The organism is Thermoflexus hugenholtzii JAD2 (assembly GCF_900187885.1).
In the GTDB taxonomy this organism is placed as follows: Bacteria; Chloroflexota; Anaerolineae; order Thermoflexales; family Thermoflexaceae; genus Thermoflexus; species Thermoflexus hugenholtzii.
On the sequence record NZ_FYEK01000054.1, the window covers coordinates 21359 to 36529 of the forward strand.

General features: G+C 69.0%; 14 protein-coding genes. 10 read left to right on the plus strand and 4 right to left on the minus strand.

What is annotated here, in order from left to right; genetic code table 11:
- Nucleotides 1-129 precede the first annotated feature (129 nt).
- The 7 genes from CFB18_RS11770 to paaD all read left to right on the plus strand — a co-directional run bounded on the left by CFB18_RS11770 (nt 130) and on the right by paaD (nt 6306).
- Nucleotides 130-336, plus strand: a complete 207-nt coding sequence (locus tag CFB18_RS11770; protein ID WP_088572039.1) for a cold-shock protein — start codon at nt 130-132, stop codon at nt 334-336.
- 333 nt (nt 337-669) lie between these two features.
- A complete protein-coding gene (locus CFB18_RS11775; protein ID WP_088572002.1) occupies nt 670-2652 on the plus strand; it encodes a molybdopterin biosynthesis protein in 1983 nt (660 codons plus the stop codon).
- 479 nt (nt 2653-3131) lie between these two features.
- Nucleotides 3132-3695, plus strand: a complete 564-nt coding sequence (locus CFB18_RS11780) for a TetR/AcrR family transcriptional regulator (protein ID WP_200808197.1) — start codon at nt 3132-3134, stop codon at nt 3693-3695.
- Nucleotides 3696-3710: 15 nt separating this feature from the next.
- Entirely contained in the window at nt 3711-4742 is a 1032-nt protein-coding gene (gene paaA / locus CFB18_RS11785; protein ID WP_088572004.1) for a 1,2-phenylacetyl-CoA epoxidase subunit PaaA, read from the plus strand.
- Nucleotides 4714-5037: a 1,2-phenylacetyl-CoA epoxidase subunit PaaB gene (gene paaB, locus CFB18_RS11790; RefSeq protein ID WP_088572040.1), complete on the plus strand. Its 324-nt coding sequence runs from the start codon at nt 4714-4716 to the stop codon at nt 5035-5037. Before paaA ends, paaB begins: the two co-directional genes overlap by 29 nt.
- Entirely contained in the window at nt 5009-5803 is a 795-nt protein-coding gene (gene paaC / locus CFB18_RS11795) for a 1,2-phenylacetyl-CoA epoxidase subunit PaaC (RefSeq protein ID WP_088572005.1), read from the plus strand. Before paaB ends, paaC begins: the two co-directional genes overlap by 29 nt.
- Entirely contained in the window at nt 5797-6306 is a 510-nt protein-coding gene (paaD, locus tag CFB18_RS11800) for a 1,2-phenylacetyl-CoA epoxidase subunit PaaD (RefSeq protein WP_088572006.1), read from the plus strand. Before paaC ends, paaD begins: the two co-directional genes overlap by 7 nt.
- 54 nt (nt 6307-6360) lie before the next feature.
- Here paaD and CFB18_RS11805 read toward each other — a convergent pair whose 3' ends face one another.
- Nucleotides 6361-7644, minus strand: coding sequence for a DNRLRE domain-containing protein (locus tag CFB18_RS11805; RefSeq protein ID WP_200808198.1), 1284 nt, complete (start codon nt 7642-7644; stop codon nt 6361-6363).
- Nucleotides 7645-8019: 375 nt separating this feature from the next.
- On the opposite strand from CFB18_RS11805, the gene CFB18_RS11810 reads away from it, so the two are divergent.
- The gene (locus CFB18_RS11810; RefSeq protein ID WP_088572008.1) at nt 8020-8877 is read left to right on the plus strand and encodes a DMT family transporter; all 858 of its coding nucleotides are present in this window, start codon (nt 8020-8022) and stop codon (nt 8875-8877) included.
- Nucleotides 8878-8970: 93 nt separating this feature from the next.
- Here CFB18_RS11810 and CFB18_RS11815 read toward each other — a convergent pair whose 3' ends face one another.
- Together CFB18_RS11815 and CFB18_RS11820 are read right to left on the minus strand one after the other, a co-directional pair.
- Nucleotides 8971-11751, minus strand: a complete 2781-nt coding sequence (locus CFB18_RS11815; RefSeq protein ID WP_088572009.1) for a transglycosylase domain-containing protein — start codon at nt 11749-11751, stop codon at nt 8971-8973.
- 58 nt (nt 11752-11809) lie between these two features.
- Nucleotides 11810-12502 carry a uracil-DNA glycosylase gene (locus CFB18_RS11820; protein ID WP_088572010.1) on the minus strand — a complete coding sequence of 231 codons (693 nt, stop codon included), beginning with the start codon at nt 12500-12502 and terminating at the stop codon, nt 11810-11812.
- 104 nt (nt 12503-12606) lie between these two features.
- On the opposite strand from CFB18_RS11820, the gene CFB18_RS11825 reads away from it, so the two are divergent.
- A complete protein-coding gene (locus CFB18_RS11825) occupies nt 12607-13554 on the plus strand; it encodes an SPFH domain-containing protein (protein ID WP_088572011.1) in 948 nt (315 codons plus the stop codon).
- 14 nt (nt 13555-13568) lie between these two features.
- The gene (folD, locus tag CFB18_RS11830; protein WP_088572012.1) at nt 13569-14507 is read left to right on the plus strand and encodes a bifunctional methylenetetrahydrofolate dehydrogenase/methenyltetrahydrofolate cyclohydrolase FolD; all 939 of its coding nucleotides are present in this window, start codon (nt 13569-13571) and stop codon (nt 14505-14507) included.
- Nucleotides 14508-14516: 9 nt separating this feature from the next.
- Here the strand turns inward: folD and CFB18_RS11835 are convergent, their stop codons facing one another.
- Nucleotides 14517-15098, minus strand: a complete 582-nt coding sequence (locus CFB18_RS11835; RefSeq protein WP_088572013.1) for a class I SAM-dependent methyltransferase — start codon at nt 15096-15098, stop codon at nt 14517-14519.
- Nucleotides 15099-15171: the final 73 nt, after the last annotated feature.

The following is a 15171-nucleotide window of genomic DNA, read 5'->3' on the forward strand; positions in this document are numbered from 1 at the left end:
GTTGACCCGGAGATCGGCCCCTGGCCCATCCCCACGGTCCGTCCTCGAGCCCTTCCAGAACAACGGAAGCCTGGGCTCCGGCTTCGTCCTAACTTTACGTAAGGAGTTCTTCCGATGTCTGAAGCACGCATGAAGGGAACCGTCCGCTGGTTCAACCGGATCAAGGGGTATGGCTTCATCCGCCCCGATCAGGGAGAGAAGGACATCTTCGTCCACTACTCCGGGATCGCCGGGGATGGCTTCCGGAACCTCGAGGAGGGGGACCGGGTGGAGTTCAGCGTCCGGCAGACCGCCAAGGGCCCCCAGGCCTACGACGTGACCCGCCTCTCCGCCTGATCTCTTGAACCGGGCATCCGGTCGCGACGGCCCTGCCGAAAGGTGGGGCCGTCGTTTTTTAGAACGAACGCCGCGCCACGTGGCCCCTCGCGAATCCAGAGGGCGCACAGGGGGAAGAGCCGGGCTTCTGAGCTGTCGGCTTGTAAATCGAAATTCATTTCGGTCGCTGTCCCGGCCGGTGCGGAGAGCCCCCGTCCGCAGGCGTCCGGATTAATTTTTTAAAAGTCCATCCAGGGGAGGAAACCTGTTAGAATGACACAGGGGTGATCAGGGATGGGATCGGAAGGCCGGTGGAAGCGAGGCCTTCGGATCTGCCACCTGGGAGCTTCACCGATGGGACGCCGGATCTATCTGGAAGATGTGCCCCTGGAGGAAGCGTGGACCCGTTTCACGCGGGCCCTCACGGAAGCGGGCCTCGACGCTCCCTTTCCCGGAGAGTGGGTGCCGCTGGAGCAGGCCCTGGGGCGGGTGACCGCGGAGCCCATCTGGGCGCGCCTCTCCGTCCCGCCCTATGCGGCGGCGGCGATGGACGGCTTCGCCGTGCGGGCTCGGGATACCGCGGGGGCCACCGAGACCCAGCCCCGCGTGCTTCCCGTCCCGCCCGGTCCGGACGGCATCGGCGCCTGCTATGTGGACACCGGCGATCCCCTCCCCCCATGGGCGGACGCCGTGGTCCCGGTGGAGCAGGTGCAGTTCGATGGGGAAGCCCCGGAGCGGGCCACCCGGATCACCCTCTATCAGCCGGTCCCCCCCTGGGCGAACGTCCGCCCGGTGGCGGAGGACATCGCGGCGGCTGAGCTGGTGCTGCCGGCCAATCACCGCCTGCGGCCGGTGGACCTCGGGGTGATCGCGGCGTGCGGCTATGCGACCGTGCCGGTGCGCCGGCAGCCGCGGGTGGCCATCCTCCCGACCGGAACGGAGCTCATCCCTCCGGAGGAAGCGGCGGCCCGCGGGGTGCGCCCCGGGGAGCTCATCGAGTTCAACTCGCTGGTGCTGGCGGCCCAGGTCCGGGAGTGGGGCGGGCTCCCCACGCGTTTCCCCATCGTCCCCGATGATTTCGAGCGCCTGCTGGAGGCCACACGGGAGGCCGCGCGGACCCACGACCTGGTCCTCATCAACGCCGGCTCCTCGGCGGGCAGCGAGGATTTCACCGCGCGGGTGGTCTCCACCCTCGGGACGCTGCTGGTCCATGGGGTGGCGGTGCGCCCCGGCCATCCCGTGATCTTGGGGATCCTCCGGGTGGATGGGCGTTCGGTCCCGGTCATCGGCGTCCCCGGTTTCCCGGTCTCCGCGGCCCTCACCGGGGAGATCTTCGTGGAGCCGTTGCTGGCGCGCTGGCTGGGCCTTCCGCCGCGCCGGCGGCCGCGCCTGGACGCTGTGCTCACCCGCAAGCTCCTTTCCCCGCTCGGCGATGAGGAGTGGGTGCGGGTGACGGTAGGGCGGGTCGGGGGACGTTATGTGGCCGCCCCGCTTTCCCGAGGGGCGGGGGTGCTCTCCTCCCTGGTGCGGGCGGATGGGATCCTGCGGATCCCCCGCTTCGTGGAGGGCTATGACCAGGGGGAGACGGTGGCGGTGGAGCTGTATACGGATCCAGAGGCGATCGAGGGGACGATTTTGGCCATCGGCAGCCATGACATGGCGCTGGATCTGATGGCCCAGTTCCTGGCGGAGCGCTGGCCAGGGCGGCGGCTGCGCAGCGCGAACGCCGGCAGCCTGGGCGGGCTGATCGCCCTGCGGCGGGGGGAGTGTCATCTCGCGGGCACCCATCTCCTGGATCCCGAGAGCGGCGAATACAATCTTCCTTACGTTCGTCGCTACTTGGCCGGCGTGCCCGTGGTGGTGGTCACCCTGGCCCACCGGGAGCAGGGCCTGATCGTGGCCCCGGGGAACCCGAAGGGGATCCGGGATCTCCGGGATCTGGCGCGGCCGGACGTGCGGTTCGTTAACCGCCAGCGGGGCGCCGGGACGCGGGTGCTGCTGGATTACTCTCTGCAGCGCCTGGGGATCGATCCGGCCTCCATCCCGGGTTACGATCGGGAGGAGCTGACGCATCTGGCGGTGGCGGCAGCGGTGGCCAGCGGCCGGGCTGACGTCGGGCTTGGGATTCGGGCGGCGGCGGCCGCGATGGGGCTGGATTTCCTCCCCCTGGCCCTGGAGCGCTATGATCTGGTGATCCCCCAGGATCTGTATGAGGACCCATGGTTCCGCCCGCTCCGGGAGCTCCTGCATGACTCCCGGTTCCGGGCCGCGGTGGCGGCATTGCCGGGTTACGATGTCCGGGCGATGGGGGTTGAGGTGGCCCGCCTCGGTCCGTGAACGGGTGGGACCGCCGGGCGCCATCGGCCGGAATGGGCCCTCCGGCCGATGGCGGGTCTTTGCCGGCCGCGTCATAGCGGAGGAGGGGCATTCGCCCCGAACCTCGGGTCTTCGGATGACGGAAAGGGTCACGGCGAAAGCAGGGTCGCGGCGAAAGCCGCGCCTACCATGTGGATGCCGAAATGAATTTCGGCTTACGCAGGAGGGGCTTTAGCCCCGAACCTCCGTCTTCGATGGCGTGATGGGTCGCGGCGGAAAGCTGTTCCTAACGGCAGGAGGGCTTTCGCCTCGATGCCCGGTTTTCTACTGAGGAAGCGGGTGCGGAGCGCCCCTGAGGTCGAACCCGCCCTCGGCCTTGGGGCGCATCCTGCGACGAGGGTCTTGACAGGATCCGTTCTCCCCCCTATAATTTAAGCAAACGTTCGTTAGCAAAAATGGCGCGAGGAAGCGGGGGCGATCGACGCAGGGCGATCTTACGGGTGGCCGGGCGGCTCTTCAGCCAGCGCGGCTACTACGGGACGTCCATCCGGGACATCGCGGCGGCGATCCGCCTGCAGGGAGGGAGCCTCTATGCGCACATCGCCTCCAAGGAGGAGCTGCTCTGGGAGATCGTGGACGAGGCGGCGCAGGCCTTCCTCTCCAGCCTGGAGCCCATCGTCCGCTCGGAGCGGCCTCCTCTGGAGAAGCTGCGCATGGCGGTGGCCGCCCACATCCGGGTGGTGACGGAGCGTCAGGATGCGGCGGTGGTCTTCAACCACGAATGGCGGGCGCTGAGCCCGAAACGCCGGAGCGAGATCCTCGCCCGCCGGGACGCCTATGAGGCGCTCTTCCGGGAGATCCTGCGGGAGGGGATCGCGGCCGGCGTCTTCCGGGCAGACCTGGATGTCCCGCTGATCACCCGCTTCATCCTGACCGCCTTGAACGGGGTGGCCGTCTGGTATCAACCCAAAGGCCCGCTCTCGCCGGACCAGATCGCGGAGGCTTTCAGCGAGTGGGCGGTGCGAGGGCTGGTTCGCTCGGAATCCCCGTCTGCGGATCCGTGAAGGAAGGAGGGGCCCATGATCACCTACCGCATCCAGGGTCATCCGGTTCCGGTTCCGGAGCAGGCGCCGCCTCCCCAGGAGGGCCCGGAATACGAGGCCCGTCTGGCGGAGTTCGAGGCGCGCATCGCCCGGGGGGAGAAGATCGAACCCACCGACTGGATGCCGGAGGAATACCGGCGTCAGCTGATCCGGATGATCTCCCAGCACGCCCACAGCGAGATCGTGGGGATGCTCCCCGAAGGGAAGTGGATCCCGCACGCCCCCACCCTCCGGCGCAAGCTGATCCTCATCGCCAAGGTGCAGGACGAGGGGGGCCACGGCCAGCTGCTGTATCGGGCGGCGGAGACCCTGGGGATCAGCCGGGAGGAGATGATCGAGGCTTTCCTGGCCGGGAAGGCCAAGTATTCGGTGGTGTTCAACTACCCCACGCCCACCTGGGCCGATGTGGCGGCCATCGGGCTGCTGATCGACGGCGCGGCGGTGGTCAACCAGCTGATGCTGGCCCAGGGCTCCTACGGCCCCTACGCTCGGGCGATGAAGCGCATCTGCTATGAGGAGTCCTTCCACATCAAGCAAGGCTACGACGCCTTCGTCGCCCTGGCCACCGGCACCCCCGCCCAGCGGCGGATGATGCAAGAGGCGGTGAACCGCTGGTGGTATCCGGCGCTGATGCTCTTCGGCCCGCCGGACCGCGACTCGGTGCACACCCCGACGCTGTTGCGCTGGCGCATCAAGACGAAGACCAACGACCAGTTGCGGCAGGAGTTCGTGGATCAATACGCGCCGATGGTGCTGCGCCTGGGCCTCACCATCCCGGATCCGAACCTGCGCTACGACCCCGAGACCGGGCATTGGCGCTTCAGCGAGCCGGACTGGGAGGAGTTCTGGCGGGTGATCAAGGGCGACGGCCCGTGCAACGCGGAGCGGATGGCGGCCCGGCGCCGGGCCCACGAGGAGGGGCGCTGGGTGCGGGAGGCCCTGGCGGCGAAGGCGGCGCAGCGGACGAACGGAGGGAGCAATGGCCGATACGCAGTGGCCGGTCTATGAGGTCTTCCTCCAGGAGAAGCGGGGCGACCCCCACGTCCACGTGGGAGCGGTCCACGCCCCCGACCCGGAGATGGCCCTGATCCTGGCCAAAGAGCAGTTCGCCCGTCGGGGCCGTTGCGCCAGCCTGTGGGTGGTCCCCGCGGAAGCGATCTACGCTTCCCGGGCGGAGGAGGCGGAGGAGCTGTTCGCCTCCGCCCTGGAGAAAGAGTATCGGGAGCCCCGGGGCTTCCGGGTGACGGAGCGGGTGCGGAGGTGGATGGAGCGCCATGGCCAGTCCCTCCCTGAAGCCGAATGAAGCGGTTCCGCTCCCGGATCCCCTCCGGGAGGCAGTGGGGCATCTTCTTCTGGCGATGGCCGACGATGAGGTCCTGCTGGGCCATCGGGACGCGGAGTGGGTGGGCTATGCCCCCATCCTGGAGGCGGACATCGCCATGGCCAGCATCGCCCAGGACGAGATCGGGCATGCGGTCCTCTGGTATTCGCTGCTGCAGGAGCTGGGGTGGCCGGACCCCGACCGCATGGCCTACTTCCGGGATCCCCCGGAGTTCCGCAACGCCACCCTGGTGGAGCTGCCTCGAGGGGATTGGGCCTTCACGGTGGTCCGCCAGTTCCTTTTCGATTACGCGGAGAAGGTCCGCCTGGAGGCCTTGATGAACAGCGCCTATCCACCGCTGGCGGCGGCGGCGACGAAGGTCCGCCGGGAGGAGACCTATCATCTGATGCACAGCCGGGCCTGGGTGCTGCGGTTGGGGGATGCCACAGAGGAGAGCCACCGTCGGATGCAGGCGGCTCTGGAGCAGGCATGGCCGCACGCCCTGGGGCTGTTCGAGCCGGCGCCCGGAGAGGACCTGCGGGTGGCGGCGGGGATCCAGCCGCCGGAGGCCGAGCTGCGGGCCCGCTGGGAGGCGGAGGTGCGTCCCATCCTGGAGGCGGCCTCCCTGAAGATCCCGGAGGCGGAGCCCGTTTACGGCGGGCGGATCGGCCGGCACACGGAGCACCTGACGGCCCTGCTAACGGATTTCCAGATGGTCGCGCGCTCCGGGATGGGGGAGACATGGTGAACGACGGACGGGCGGACGGGCCGGGGCTGACCCGGGAGGCGATCCTCGCCGCGCTGGAGGCGGTGAAGGATCCGGAGATCCCCACGATCTCGGTGGTGGACCTGGGGTTGATCTACGACGTCCGGGTGGGCGATGACATGGTGGAGGTAGACTTCGCGCCCACCTTTGTGGGGTGTCCGGCCCTGCACGTGATGGAGCGGGAGATCGTTGAGCGCATCCAGGCCCTGGGGGCGCGGCGGGTTCAGGTGCGGCGGGTATATCGGCCGCCGTGGACACCGGACCGGATGAGCGAGCGGGCGCGACAGGCGCTTCGGGAGCTGGGGATCGCGCCGCCCCAGCCGTCTGCGGGGGAGATCACCCCGGAGTTGCTTAAGGGGGTTCCGTGCCCCTTCTGCGGCTCCACGAACACGCGGATGGAGAACCTCTTCGGGCCCACCTCGTGCCGCGCGCTGTTTTATTGTGAGACATGCCGGCAGCCTTTTGAGGCTTTCAAGCCGCTGTAGGGTCCCGCGCGGGTGGGGATGTAGGCTCGTGCCTTTGTTTTCGGATCGTCCGCCTCAATGGGACTCCCCCCACCATACCTCCAGAAGCGGCCGTCCCTCCGTGTTCCAGTCTTCGGTGTCGGAGGACACGAAATATTTGCCGCTGTGATAAGCCGAATCGGCGCTGTAGAGGATCAGCCGCAGCGGCTCGCCCCGCGCATAGGCCTGCGCGACTGCATAGGAGACATCCCAGGTGCGGGGAACGCCAGGCCACCCCGGCCACTCGAGAAGGGGATCCACCCAGGCGCCGCCGACGTTCTCATATGCCAGCGGCGCGTTGTTCCAGGTGATGGCCTCCTCATCCCAATCCGCCGAGGCGATCAGCACCTGGATCCATGAAGGCCGGGCCTGTCCGGGATCTCCGGCGTTGCCGAACTGATGGAGGGTGAGCGTAGCCGAGATGATCGTCTTCCCCCGCGGAATCGCGTCCAGAGGGAAGGTCACGTAATATTTAGCGAAGCACGGCCAGTCAGCGACATCGGATTGATTCTGGATGTTGAAGTCGGGCGCGTGGCCGTCGTTGCGGTTCCCCCATTCGTTCCAGATGTAGTATTCGTCGCCGGGACACTGGTTGGATGTAGTGCCGCCCACGTTGGCGTCCGGGACGAGGGGGCTGCTCCGCACAGGGCGGCGGATCCGGATGTAACCGGTCGGGACGGCGGTGGCGTGATAAGCGGGGAGGCCGAAGTGCAGAAAGCCCCAGCAGCTTGGGTCGTCCGGCGAGGCGGAGGGCGGCCAGGAAGTCTCCTCGAGGGATGGATCTTCTATGGAGTCCCGGTCATGAACCCGAACGGCCAGCCGCCAGATGGTCCCCTCGGGGGGCGCGGAGGTCAGGCCCAGGCTGGAAAAGGGGATGGTGAAGCCTATGGCCCAGCCCCGGTCGCTCTCGCGGTCGTCGTTCAGGGCATTTCCCCGCCAGCCCGGGACCGCGTTAAACGGAACGTGGATCGGCTTCCAGCCTTCGGCGCTTCCCCGCTCGACGTTCCGTCGAGACGGGCTGGGCTCGCTGTAGAGCTGGGCGACGAAGCGCCATGACGAAAGAGAAAGCCGATCGCCGCCGGAGGTATCCAGCAGGATTGTTGCGGCGTCCCATTGCGTCAGCGTCTGCGGCGTGGGGTTCTCATCATACCAGAGGTGACGGTCAAAGATAGCCAGGTAGATGAAGAGCTCGCGGGCGTTGTAGCCTACGCGGATGTCGGTATAGTTCCGCGTGGGGGAGACTTGCCCGAACCAGGCGATGGCGCTCTGCTCGAAGGGGATCAGGCCTTCGAAGTAGGGGGCATGAATCCGAGGCAACATCTCGAGCGCGCAGAGATCCCGGAGCGCAGGGGGGGCGGAAAGGGTCGGAGATGAGGACGGGAGCGTTCCTTCGGTCAAGGTGGGAGAAGGAGAGGGGGGCCGTCGCGAGAGGAGCAGCAGGCCCATCCCCATCAGCGTGAGGATGCCCAGCGTGATGAGCCATCTGACCGGGAGCGATCGACCTCTTCCCGTTTCAAAGGACATGAAGCTCCTCCTTGAGCCGGCGAATGCGCACATGGGTTACCATACCGACGCTTCAGCGCGGCGTCAAGGGGCGTGTGGGATCCGGCAAGCATCGGGAGCTCCGATGGGGAGCAAGCCGGGTGATGGGCGTCGGGGCCGTGCGCTCATCGGAGGACGATCCTGGGAGGAGAGATGCGCACGGGGGATATGGCGATCCTGCTGGCGCTGGGGGCCATCTGGGGGGCCTCGTATCTCTTTTTCGCCTTAGGGGTGCGGACGATCCCGCCGTTCACGTTCGTGACGGGGCGGCTGCTGATCGCCGCCGCCCTCCTCGGGCTGTTCCGACGGCTCCGTCCGGGCCCCCGGGCGGATCCGCCCTGGGGGACCTATCTGATGATGGGGGTCTTCAACGCCGCGCTTCCCCACACGCTGGTCGCCTGGAGCGAGCGGACCATCGCCAGCGGGCTGGCGGGGGTGCTGATCGCCACCATGCCCCTCTGGGCCGCCGGGTTCACGGTCATCGGGTTGCGGGAGGAGCGGCCCTCGCGGCGTCAGCTGGCCGGGCTGCTCCTGGGCTTCCTGGGGATCCTGGTCCTGTTGTTCCCGGACCTGCGGCGGGCGGCCCATGCGCATCTGCTCAGCGAGGGGGCTGTGGTAGCCGCTGCCATCTCGTATGCCGCGGCCACCGTCTATGCCCGGCGGGCGTTGCGGGGGGTCCCGCCGGTGGACGCGGCCATCGGGCAGCTGGGATGCGGTGGATTGATGGCGCTCCCCTTGAGCCTGCTCCTGGATCGGCCGTGGGCGCTCTCCCCGGCCCCGGAGTCCCTCGCCGCCCTGATCCTTCTGGCGGTCCTGGGCACGGCGATCGCTTACGTGATGTATTATGCGCTGCTCGAGCGGACCGGGGTGATCGGGGTTTCCCTGGTGGTGTATCTCAATCCGATCTTCGCGGTGCTCTGGGGGGCGCTATGGCTTGGCGAGCCCCTCTCAGGGTGGCTTCTCGCAGGCTTGGCACTGATCCTGGCCGGGGTGTTTCTGGCCGGGCGGTGAGCGCCCAGACCGACAACCGATGGGTCCGGGCGCCCCTCGCGCCGGAGCGATCCGAGACCGCAAGGGATCGGCCTGCATCGATCCGGACTCCGGTCATGGGGTGGGCAGCGGCGTCAGCGGGAGCGTCGGCAAGGGGACCAGCGTCGGTGTTGGCGTGGGCGTGGCCTCGGGGGTCGGGGTGGGAAGCGGCGTGGGCGTGACGGTCGGGATCGGCGTGGGTGTGGGGACGATCCCGTTGTCCACATAGGTCCGCACTTCCCCGATGAAGGCTTGCCCGGCGCGGTTGAAGGCGGTCACCCGCAGGGCATACCACCCGGTGGGCAGCCCGGAGGCATCCCAGACGGTGATCTGCCCGTCGCGGACCGGCGCCAGATGCGGGCCGCTCAGCCACTGCCAGGCGACGCCGTCCGCCCCCACAATGCCCCACTCCACGTTGTAATAAGCGAAGTCCGGGATCCATACCGTCCCCTGCACAGGGACGATGCCTCGGACCACGGTGCTTTCGTTGGGCCATCGGATGATGACCTGGGGGATGGCCGCGGTGCAGACCTCGCTGGGCGGCTGAGGGATCTGACGCTGCTCGGCCCACCAGCGCCCTTCCTCGGGCACGATGTAGAACACCCGCTCGATGGGCGGGCCCGGGCAACCCTCGGCGTAACGCAGCCCGGTGGCCCCGTCCAGGACCACGAGCTGCCAGAGGTCATGCTCCGGGCCGGGCGGGGGCTGATCGGCGGCGAAGACCTCCACCCGCCGCCGGTCAGGGGGGCAGTAGGGCGAGGGCCGCGTCCCCGAATCCAGACAGATCTCCAGCTCGATGATCCCGGGCGGCCGGCGGAACTCCCGGGGCGGCAGGTTCAGGATCCGATGGGCCTCCTCCATCACGTCATGCCAGACCGGCGCCGCGCCGGTGATGCCGGTGACCCCCTTCATCTCTGAGTTGTCGGCGTTGCCCACCCAGACCCCGACCACCAGATCCGGGCTGTAGCCCAGCGTCCAATTGTCCCGGAAGTCGTTGGTGGTCCCTGTCTTGGCGGCCGCCGGCCGTGAGAGCTTGAGCGGGCTGTTAGGCCCGAAGGCGGCCTTGCGGGCCTCGTTGTCGGAGAGGATGTGGGTGATGAGATAGGCGTGCTCCGGGCGCATCACCGGCTGCCCCGGCGGCGGCGTGTATTCGTAGAGCACGCGGCCGAAGGCGTCGGTGATCCGACGGACCGGAACCGGGGGCACGCGCCGGCCTTCGTTGGCGAAGGCCGCATACAGCCCGGCCATCTCCAGCAGGGGCACCTCGCCGCCGCCCAGGGTGAGGGAAAGCCCGTAATCCGGCCGGGTGAGGGTGGTGATGCCCAGATCCCGGGCCCGCTGGAGGAAGGCTGGCAGCCCCACGAAGGCCAGGGCCTTCACCGCCGGGACATTGTAAGAGTTCCCCAGCGCATAGCGCACGGTGACCGGCCCGTGGAAGCGGCGATCATAGTTGACCGGCTCGTAGAATCGCCCCGGCCCGTCCGGGAAGCGGGTCGGCACGTCCCAGATCAGGGTGGCGGGGGTCCACCCCTTTTCGAAGGCCACGAGGTAGGTCAACGGTTTGATGGAGGAGCCCGGCTGGCGGGGGACGATAGCCATGTTGATCTGGCCGCCGTGGGCGGCGTCGTTGTAATCGGGGCTCCCCACCATGGCCAGGATCTCACCGGTGCGGGGATCCAGGATCACCACCGCCCCGTTATGGACGTTCTTGTCGGCCAGCTGGGCCAGGTGCTCCCGCAGGACGCGGGTCGCCATCCGCTGGAGGCGGAGGTCCAGGGTGGTCTCCACCCGCAGCCCGCCCCGGTGGAGGGTCTGGGAATCCAGGCCGAAGGTCTGTTCCAGCCACTGCAGCACATAGAGGGCGAAATGGGGCGCCTCGGGAGCGGGGGAGGCGGCCGGGGGCTTCTGGAAGGGATACGCCTGCATCTCCCGGGCGGCGGCCTCTGCCTGCTCCGGGGTGATGAAGCCGGCCTCCACCATCAGCCGGAGCACGTCCCGCTGACGCCGCAGGGCCCGCTCCCGACCCTCCGGGGTGAAGGGATCATACAAGGCCGGGGCCTGGGGGAGCCCGGCCAGGAAGGAGGCCTCCGTTAGGGTGAGGTCTTTGGCCGGCTTCCCGAAGTAGGTGCGGGCGGCGGCCTCCACCCCGTAAGCCAGGTTCCCGTAGTAGATGGTGTTGAGGTAGATCTCCAGGATCTGCTCCCGGGGGTAACGGCGGGGGATCTCCGCGGCCAGCACCGCCTCCTTGATCTTGCGCCGCAGCGTCCGCTCCGGGGAGATGATCAGGTTGCGCACCAGCTGCTGGGGGATGGTGCTGGCGCCGCTGACCACCTCCCCCTCCCGGATCGCCTGGTAGATCGCCCGGACGATGGCGATGGGGTCGAACCCCGGATGTTGCCAGAACCGGGGATCCTCGGTGGCCACAGTGGCCCGGATCAGCCAGGGGGAGACCTCCGAGAGGCGGACCAGCTGGCGGCGCCCGCTCTGGGGGTCGGCGATCTCCCCGATCAGCTCTCCGTTGCGGTCCGTGAGCACCAGCGAGGTGGAGAGGTTCAGGGCCCGCTCTTGGAGCGTCTCCGGCGGCGGCAGCTGCATGGCCACATAGACGTAGCCGGCCAAGGCGACCACGCTCCCCGCGGCGCCCAGCAGGATCAGGATCAGCAGCCCAGCGAGGATCCGGCGGCCCCAGGGACGGTGGGAGGCCCCCGGGGTGGCGCGGGGTGAACGCGGCGGCCCTCCCGACGGCCCTCCCGCCGTCGGCCGCGGCGGGATCCGCTGCGTGCGATCCCGGCCCGGCACCCACCAGCCGGCCGTCTCGCTCACATCCCCGGTCGGATGCGGCCAATGCTCGCTCATGGACGGCTCCCCCAGCGCGGGATGCTCCGAAAGCGGCGTGGCCTTCTCTCCTCAATCCTTAATCCTTCAGCAAGCGTCTCACCGTCTCCCAGACGGCGTCGAACATCTCCGGCGTCAGGCGACCGGTCTGCGTGTTCTGGCGACTGGGATGATAGGAGGTGACCAGAACCGGCCACCCGGGTCCCAGGGGATGCACTGCCCCGTGGCGGAAGGCCGGGCGTGGCCCCTCGTAACCCAGCTCCCGCAATGCCCGGATGAACCCCTCCGTGGCGATCTGCCCCAGGGTGACCACGACCTGCAGGCGGGGGAGCGCCCGGAGCTCCCGCACCAGATACGGCCGGCACCGCGCCTGTTCCTCGGGGGACGGCTGGTTGTCGGGCGGTGCGCAGCGCACCACCGCGGTGAGATAGACGTCCCACAGGACCAGCCCGTCCTCCCGATGGGTGGAGGCCGGCTGGTTGGCGAAGCCGGCGCGATACAGGGCGGCGATCAGGAAATCCCCCGAGCCGTCCCCGGTGAACATGCGCCCGGTCCGGTTCGCCCCGTGGGCAGCCGGCGCCAGGCCCACCACCAGCACCCGGGCCTGGGGGTCGCCGAAACCGGGGACCGGCCGGCCCCAGTATTCCCAGTCCCGAAATTGTCGCCGCTTGCGCCGGGCCACGGCCTCCCGATAGGCCACCAGCCGCGGGCATCGCCGGCAGGCGATCACCTCCCGCGCGATCTCTTCCAGGGATTCTCCCACCGATCCCATCCCTCCGGCTCAGGCTATCTGTAATTCTAATCCCGGACCGCCCCCCCTCCGGGTAAAATACGATAAAGCGGTCGGACGGCAGAACCTCGCGTTCGGAGGTCCCGATGGAAACGTTGATCAGCATGCTGGTCCTGGTGCTCTGCGTCGGCCTGATCCTCCTCGCTCTCCTCGGCTCCATGATCCGCATCGTCCCCGAATACCAGCGCCTGGTGGTCTTCCGCCTGGGGAAGGTCATCGGCGCCAAGGGGCCGGGCCTGGTGATCCTCATCCCCATCGTGGACCGCGCCATCACCGTGGATCTCCGGGAACAGTTCCGCGAGATCCCCCAGCAGACCTCCATCACCAAGGACAACGCCCCCATCGGCATCGACTTCCTGATCTACTGGCGGGTGGTGGATCCGGTCCAGAGCGTGGTGCAGGTGCGGGACTTCGTCTCAGCGGCGGTGGGGATCGCCACCACCACGCTGCGGGCGGTGATCGGGGACATCCTGCTGGACGACGTGCTGGCCAAGCGGGAATACATCAACCAGGCCCTGCGGGTGAAGCTGGACGAGGTGACGGAGCGCTGGGGGGTGAAGGTCACCGCCGTGGAGATCCGGGAGATCCAGCCGCCCCGGGATGTGCTGGAGGCGATGACCCGGCAGATGTCGGCGGAGCGCAACCGCCGGGCCCTGGTGACCGAGGCCGACGGCAAGCGGGAGGCGGCGGTGAAGGTGGCCGAGGGCGAGAAGCAGGCGGCCATTCTCAAAGCGGAGGGAGAGAAGGAAGCCGCCATCCTGCGGGCCCAGGGGGAGCGGGAGGCGCAGATCCTGCGGGCGGAGGGGTTCGCCCTGGCCCTGGAGCGGATCTTCAGCGTGGCCCGCACCCTTGACGCCAACACGATGACCCTCCAGTATCTGGAGGCCCTCAAGGCCCTGGGGGCCAGCCCCGCCACCAAGTTCGTCTTCCCGATGGAGTTCACCCGGCTGGTGGCTCCCCTCTCGAACCTGGTGGGGGACGCGGGTGCCCGGGCCTCCGGGGAGGGCGCCGCGCCGGGCGGAGCTTCCGGGTAGGAGGGACCCGGGGGATGGCGGCGCGCATCCTGGACGGGCGGGCGATGGCGGCCCGCTGGCGGGCGTGGGTCAAAGCCCAGGTGGAGACCCTCCGCAACCGCACCGGGCAGGTCCCCGGCCTGGCCACCATCCTCATCGGCGATCACCCGGCCTCCCGGACCTATGTCCAGGCCAAGCAGAAAGCGTGCGCGGAGGTGGGGATCCGCGCCTTCGGCGAGCATCTCCCCGCCGACGTGGATCCGGAGACGGTGCGGGAGCGCGTGCAGGCCCTCGCTGCCCGCCCCGAGATCCACGGCATCCTGATCCAGCTGCCTCTCCCATCGCACCTCGATGAGGAGGAGATCCTGGGGGCCATCCCGCCGGAGAAGGATGTGGACGGCTTCCATCCGGCGAACCTGGGACGGCTGGGCTTGAAGGGGAAGGATCCCTGTTTCATCCCCTGCACCCCTCTGGGGATCCTGGCCATGCTGCGGGAGGCCGGGATCCCCATCGCCGGACGCCACGCGGTGGTCCTGGGGCGCAGCCGCATTGTCGGGCTCCCCATGGCGCTGTTGCTGTTGCGGCTGGACGCCACCGTGACCCTCTGTCACTCCCGGACCCCCGATTTGGCGTCGCTGACGCGGCAGGCGGATCTGCTGATCGCCGCCGTGGGGCGCCCGGGCCTGGTGCGGGGGGAGATGGTGCGCCCGGGGGCGGTGGTGATCGATGTGGGGATCAACCGGGTGCCGGACCCCCAGGATCCGCGGGGCTATCGGCTGGTGGGGGACGTGGCTTTCGAGGAGGTGGCGCCCATTGCGGGCGCCATCACGCCGGTCCCCGGCGGGGTGGGCCCCATGACGGTCGCCATGTTGCTGGTCAACACCCTCAAGGCCGCCCAGCGTCAGGTGGAGGGTGCCGCCTCCCCCTGGCTCCCCGTGAGCCCGGTGCCGGAGCAGCCAGGCGGGGTCCAATAGCGGAAGGCGTCACGCTTCCGGCGGCTTCCATCCGATCACCCAGAGGCGGAAGGAGCGGGCGTCGCGCTCGATTCGGGTCTGCAGATCGGAGGAGCGGGCCAGGGCTTCGATAGCCTCCCCGGGGAGGAAGCGGCTTCGCAGCCCGAGCAACCGCTCCAGGAGGGCGATCCCTTTCACCGGCCACCGGCCGATGTCCGGCTCCTCGATCACCAGACGTCCGCCCGGCCGGAGCACCCGGGCGGCCTCCCGGATGGCGGCCTCGGCGTCGATGAAGTGGTGCAGGGCGTCGACGATGACCACCCGGTCGAAGGAGGCGTTGGGGAAGGGCAGCCGCTCCGCCAGGGCCTGCACGGGGAGGAGCCCGGGGCGGCGTCGCGCCACCCGGAGCATCCCCTGGGCGGCGTCCGCCACCACCGCAGCGCTGACCTGACCGCGCAGCGCCCAGGCCACCCGACCGGTCCCCCCGCCGAGGTCCAGCAGCCGTCCTTCCGCCGGGAGGACGAGATAGTGGGCCAGAGGCTCCGGATCCAGGAAACGGATCGCCGCGTCGTAGAAGGGCGCCACCCATTCGAACAGCCAGTTGGATCCCATCCCGCGCTCCGTCTTTCAGGGGATTGCGGCGAAAGCTGCTCATGATTTTCTGTTAGGAGGGGCTTCGGCCCAG

What these genes read in the sequence shown, in the direction of transcription:
- CFB18_RS11770 (WP_088572039.1), top strand. Translation starts at nt 130, where the DNA reads ATGAAGGGAACCGTCCGCTGGTTCAACCGGATCAAGGGGTATGGCTTC.
- CFB18_RS11810 (WP_088572008.1), top strand. Translation starts at nt 8,020, where the DNA reads ATGCGCACGGGGGATATGGCGATCCTGCTGGCGCTGGGGGCCATCTGG.
- CFB18_RS11820 (WP_088572010.1), bottom strand. Translation starts at nt 12,502, where the DNA reads ATGGGATCGGTGGGAGAATCCCTGGAAGAGATCGCGCGGGAGGTGATC.
- folD (WP_088572012.1), top strand. Translation starts at nt 13,569, where the DNA reads ATGGCGGCGCGCATCCTGGACGGGCGGGCGATGGCGGCCCGCTGGCGG.
- CFB18_RS11835 (WP_088572013.1), bottom strand. Translation starts at nt 15,098, where the DNA reads ATGGGATCCAACTGGCTGTTCGAATGGGTGGCGCCCTTCTACGACGCG.
- CFB18_RS11805 (WP_200808198.1), bottom strand. Translation starts at nt 7,644, where the DNA reads ATGTTGCCTCGGATTCATGCCCCCTACTTCGAAGGCCTGATCCCCTTC.
- CFB18_RS11825 (WP_088572011.1), top strand. Translation starts at nt 12,607, where the DNA reads ATGGAAACGTTGATCAGCATGCTGGTCCTGGTGCTCTGCGTCGGCCTG.
- paaB (WP_088572040.1), top strand. Translation starts at nt 4,714, where the DNA reads ATGGCCGATACGCAGTGGCCGGTCTATGAGGTCTTCCTCCAGGAGAAG.
- CFB18_RS11815 (WP_088572009.1), bottom strand. Translation starts at nt 11,751, where the DNA reads ATGAGCGAGCATTGGCCGCATCCGACCGGGGATGTGAGCGAGACGGCC.
- CFB18_RS11775 (WP_088572002.1), top strand. Translation starts at nt 670, where the DNA reads ATGGGACGCCGGATCTATCTGGAAGATGTGCCCCTGGAGGAAGCGTGG.
- paaA (WP_088572004.1), top strand. Translation starts at nt 3,711, where the DNA reads ATGATCACCTACCGCATCCAGGGTCATCCGGTTCCGGTTCCGGAGCAG.
- paaD (WP_088572006.1), top strand. Translation starts at nt 5,797, where the DNA reads ATGGTGAACGACGGACGGGCGGACGGGCCGGGGCTGACCCGGGAGGCG.
- paaC (WP_088572005.1), top strand. Translation starts at nt 5,009, where the DNA reads ATGGCCAGTCCCTCCCTGAAGCCGAATGAAGCGGTTCCGCTCCCGGAT.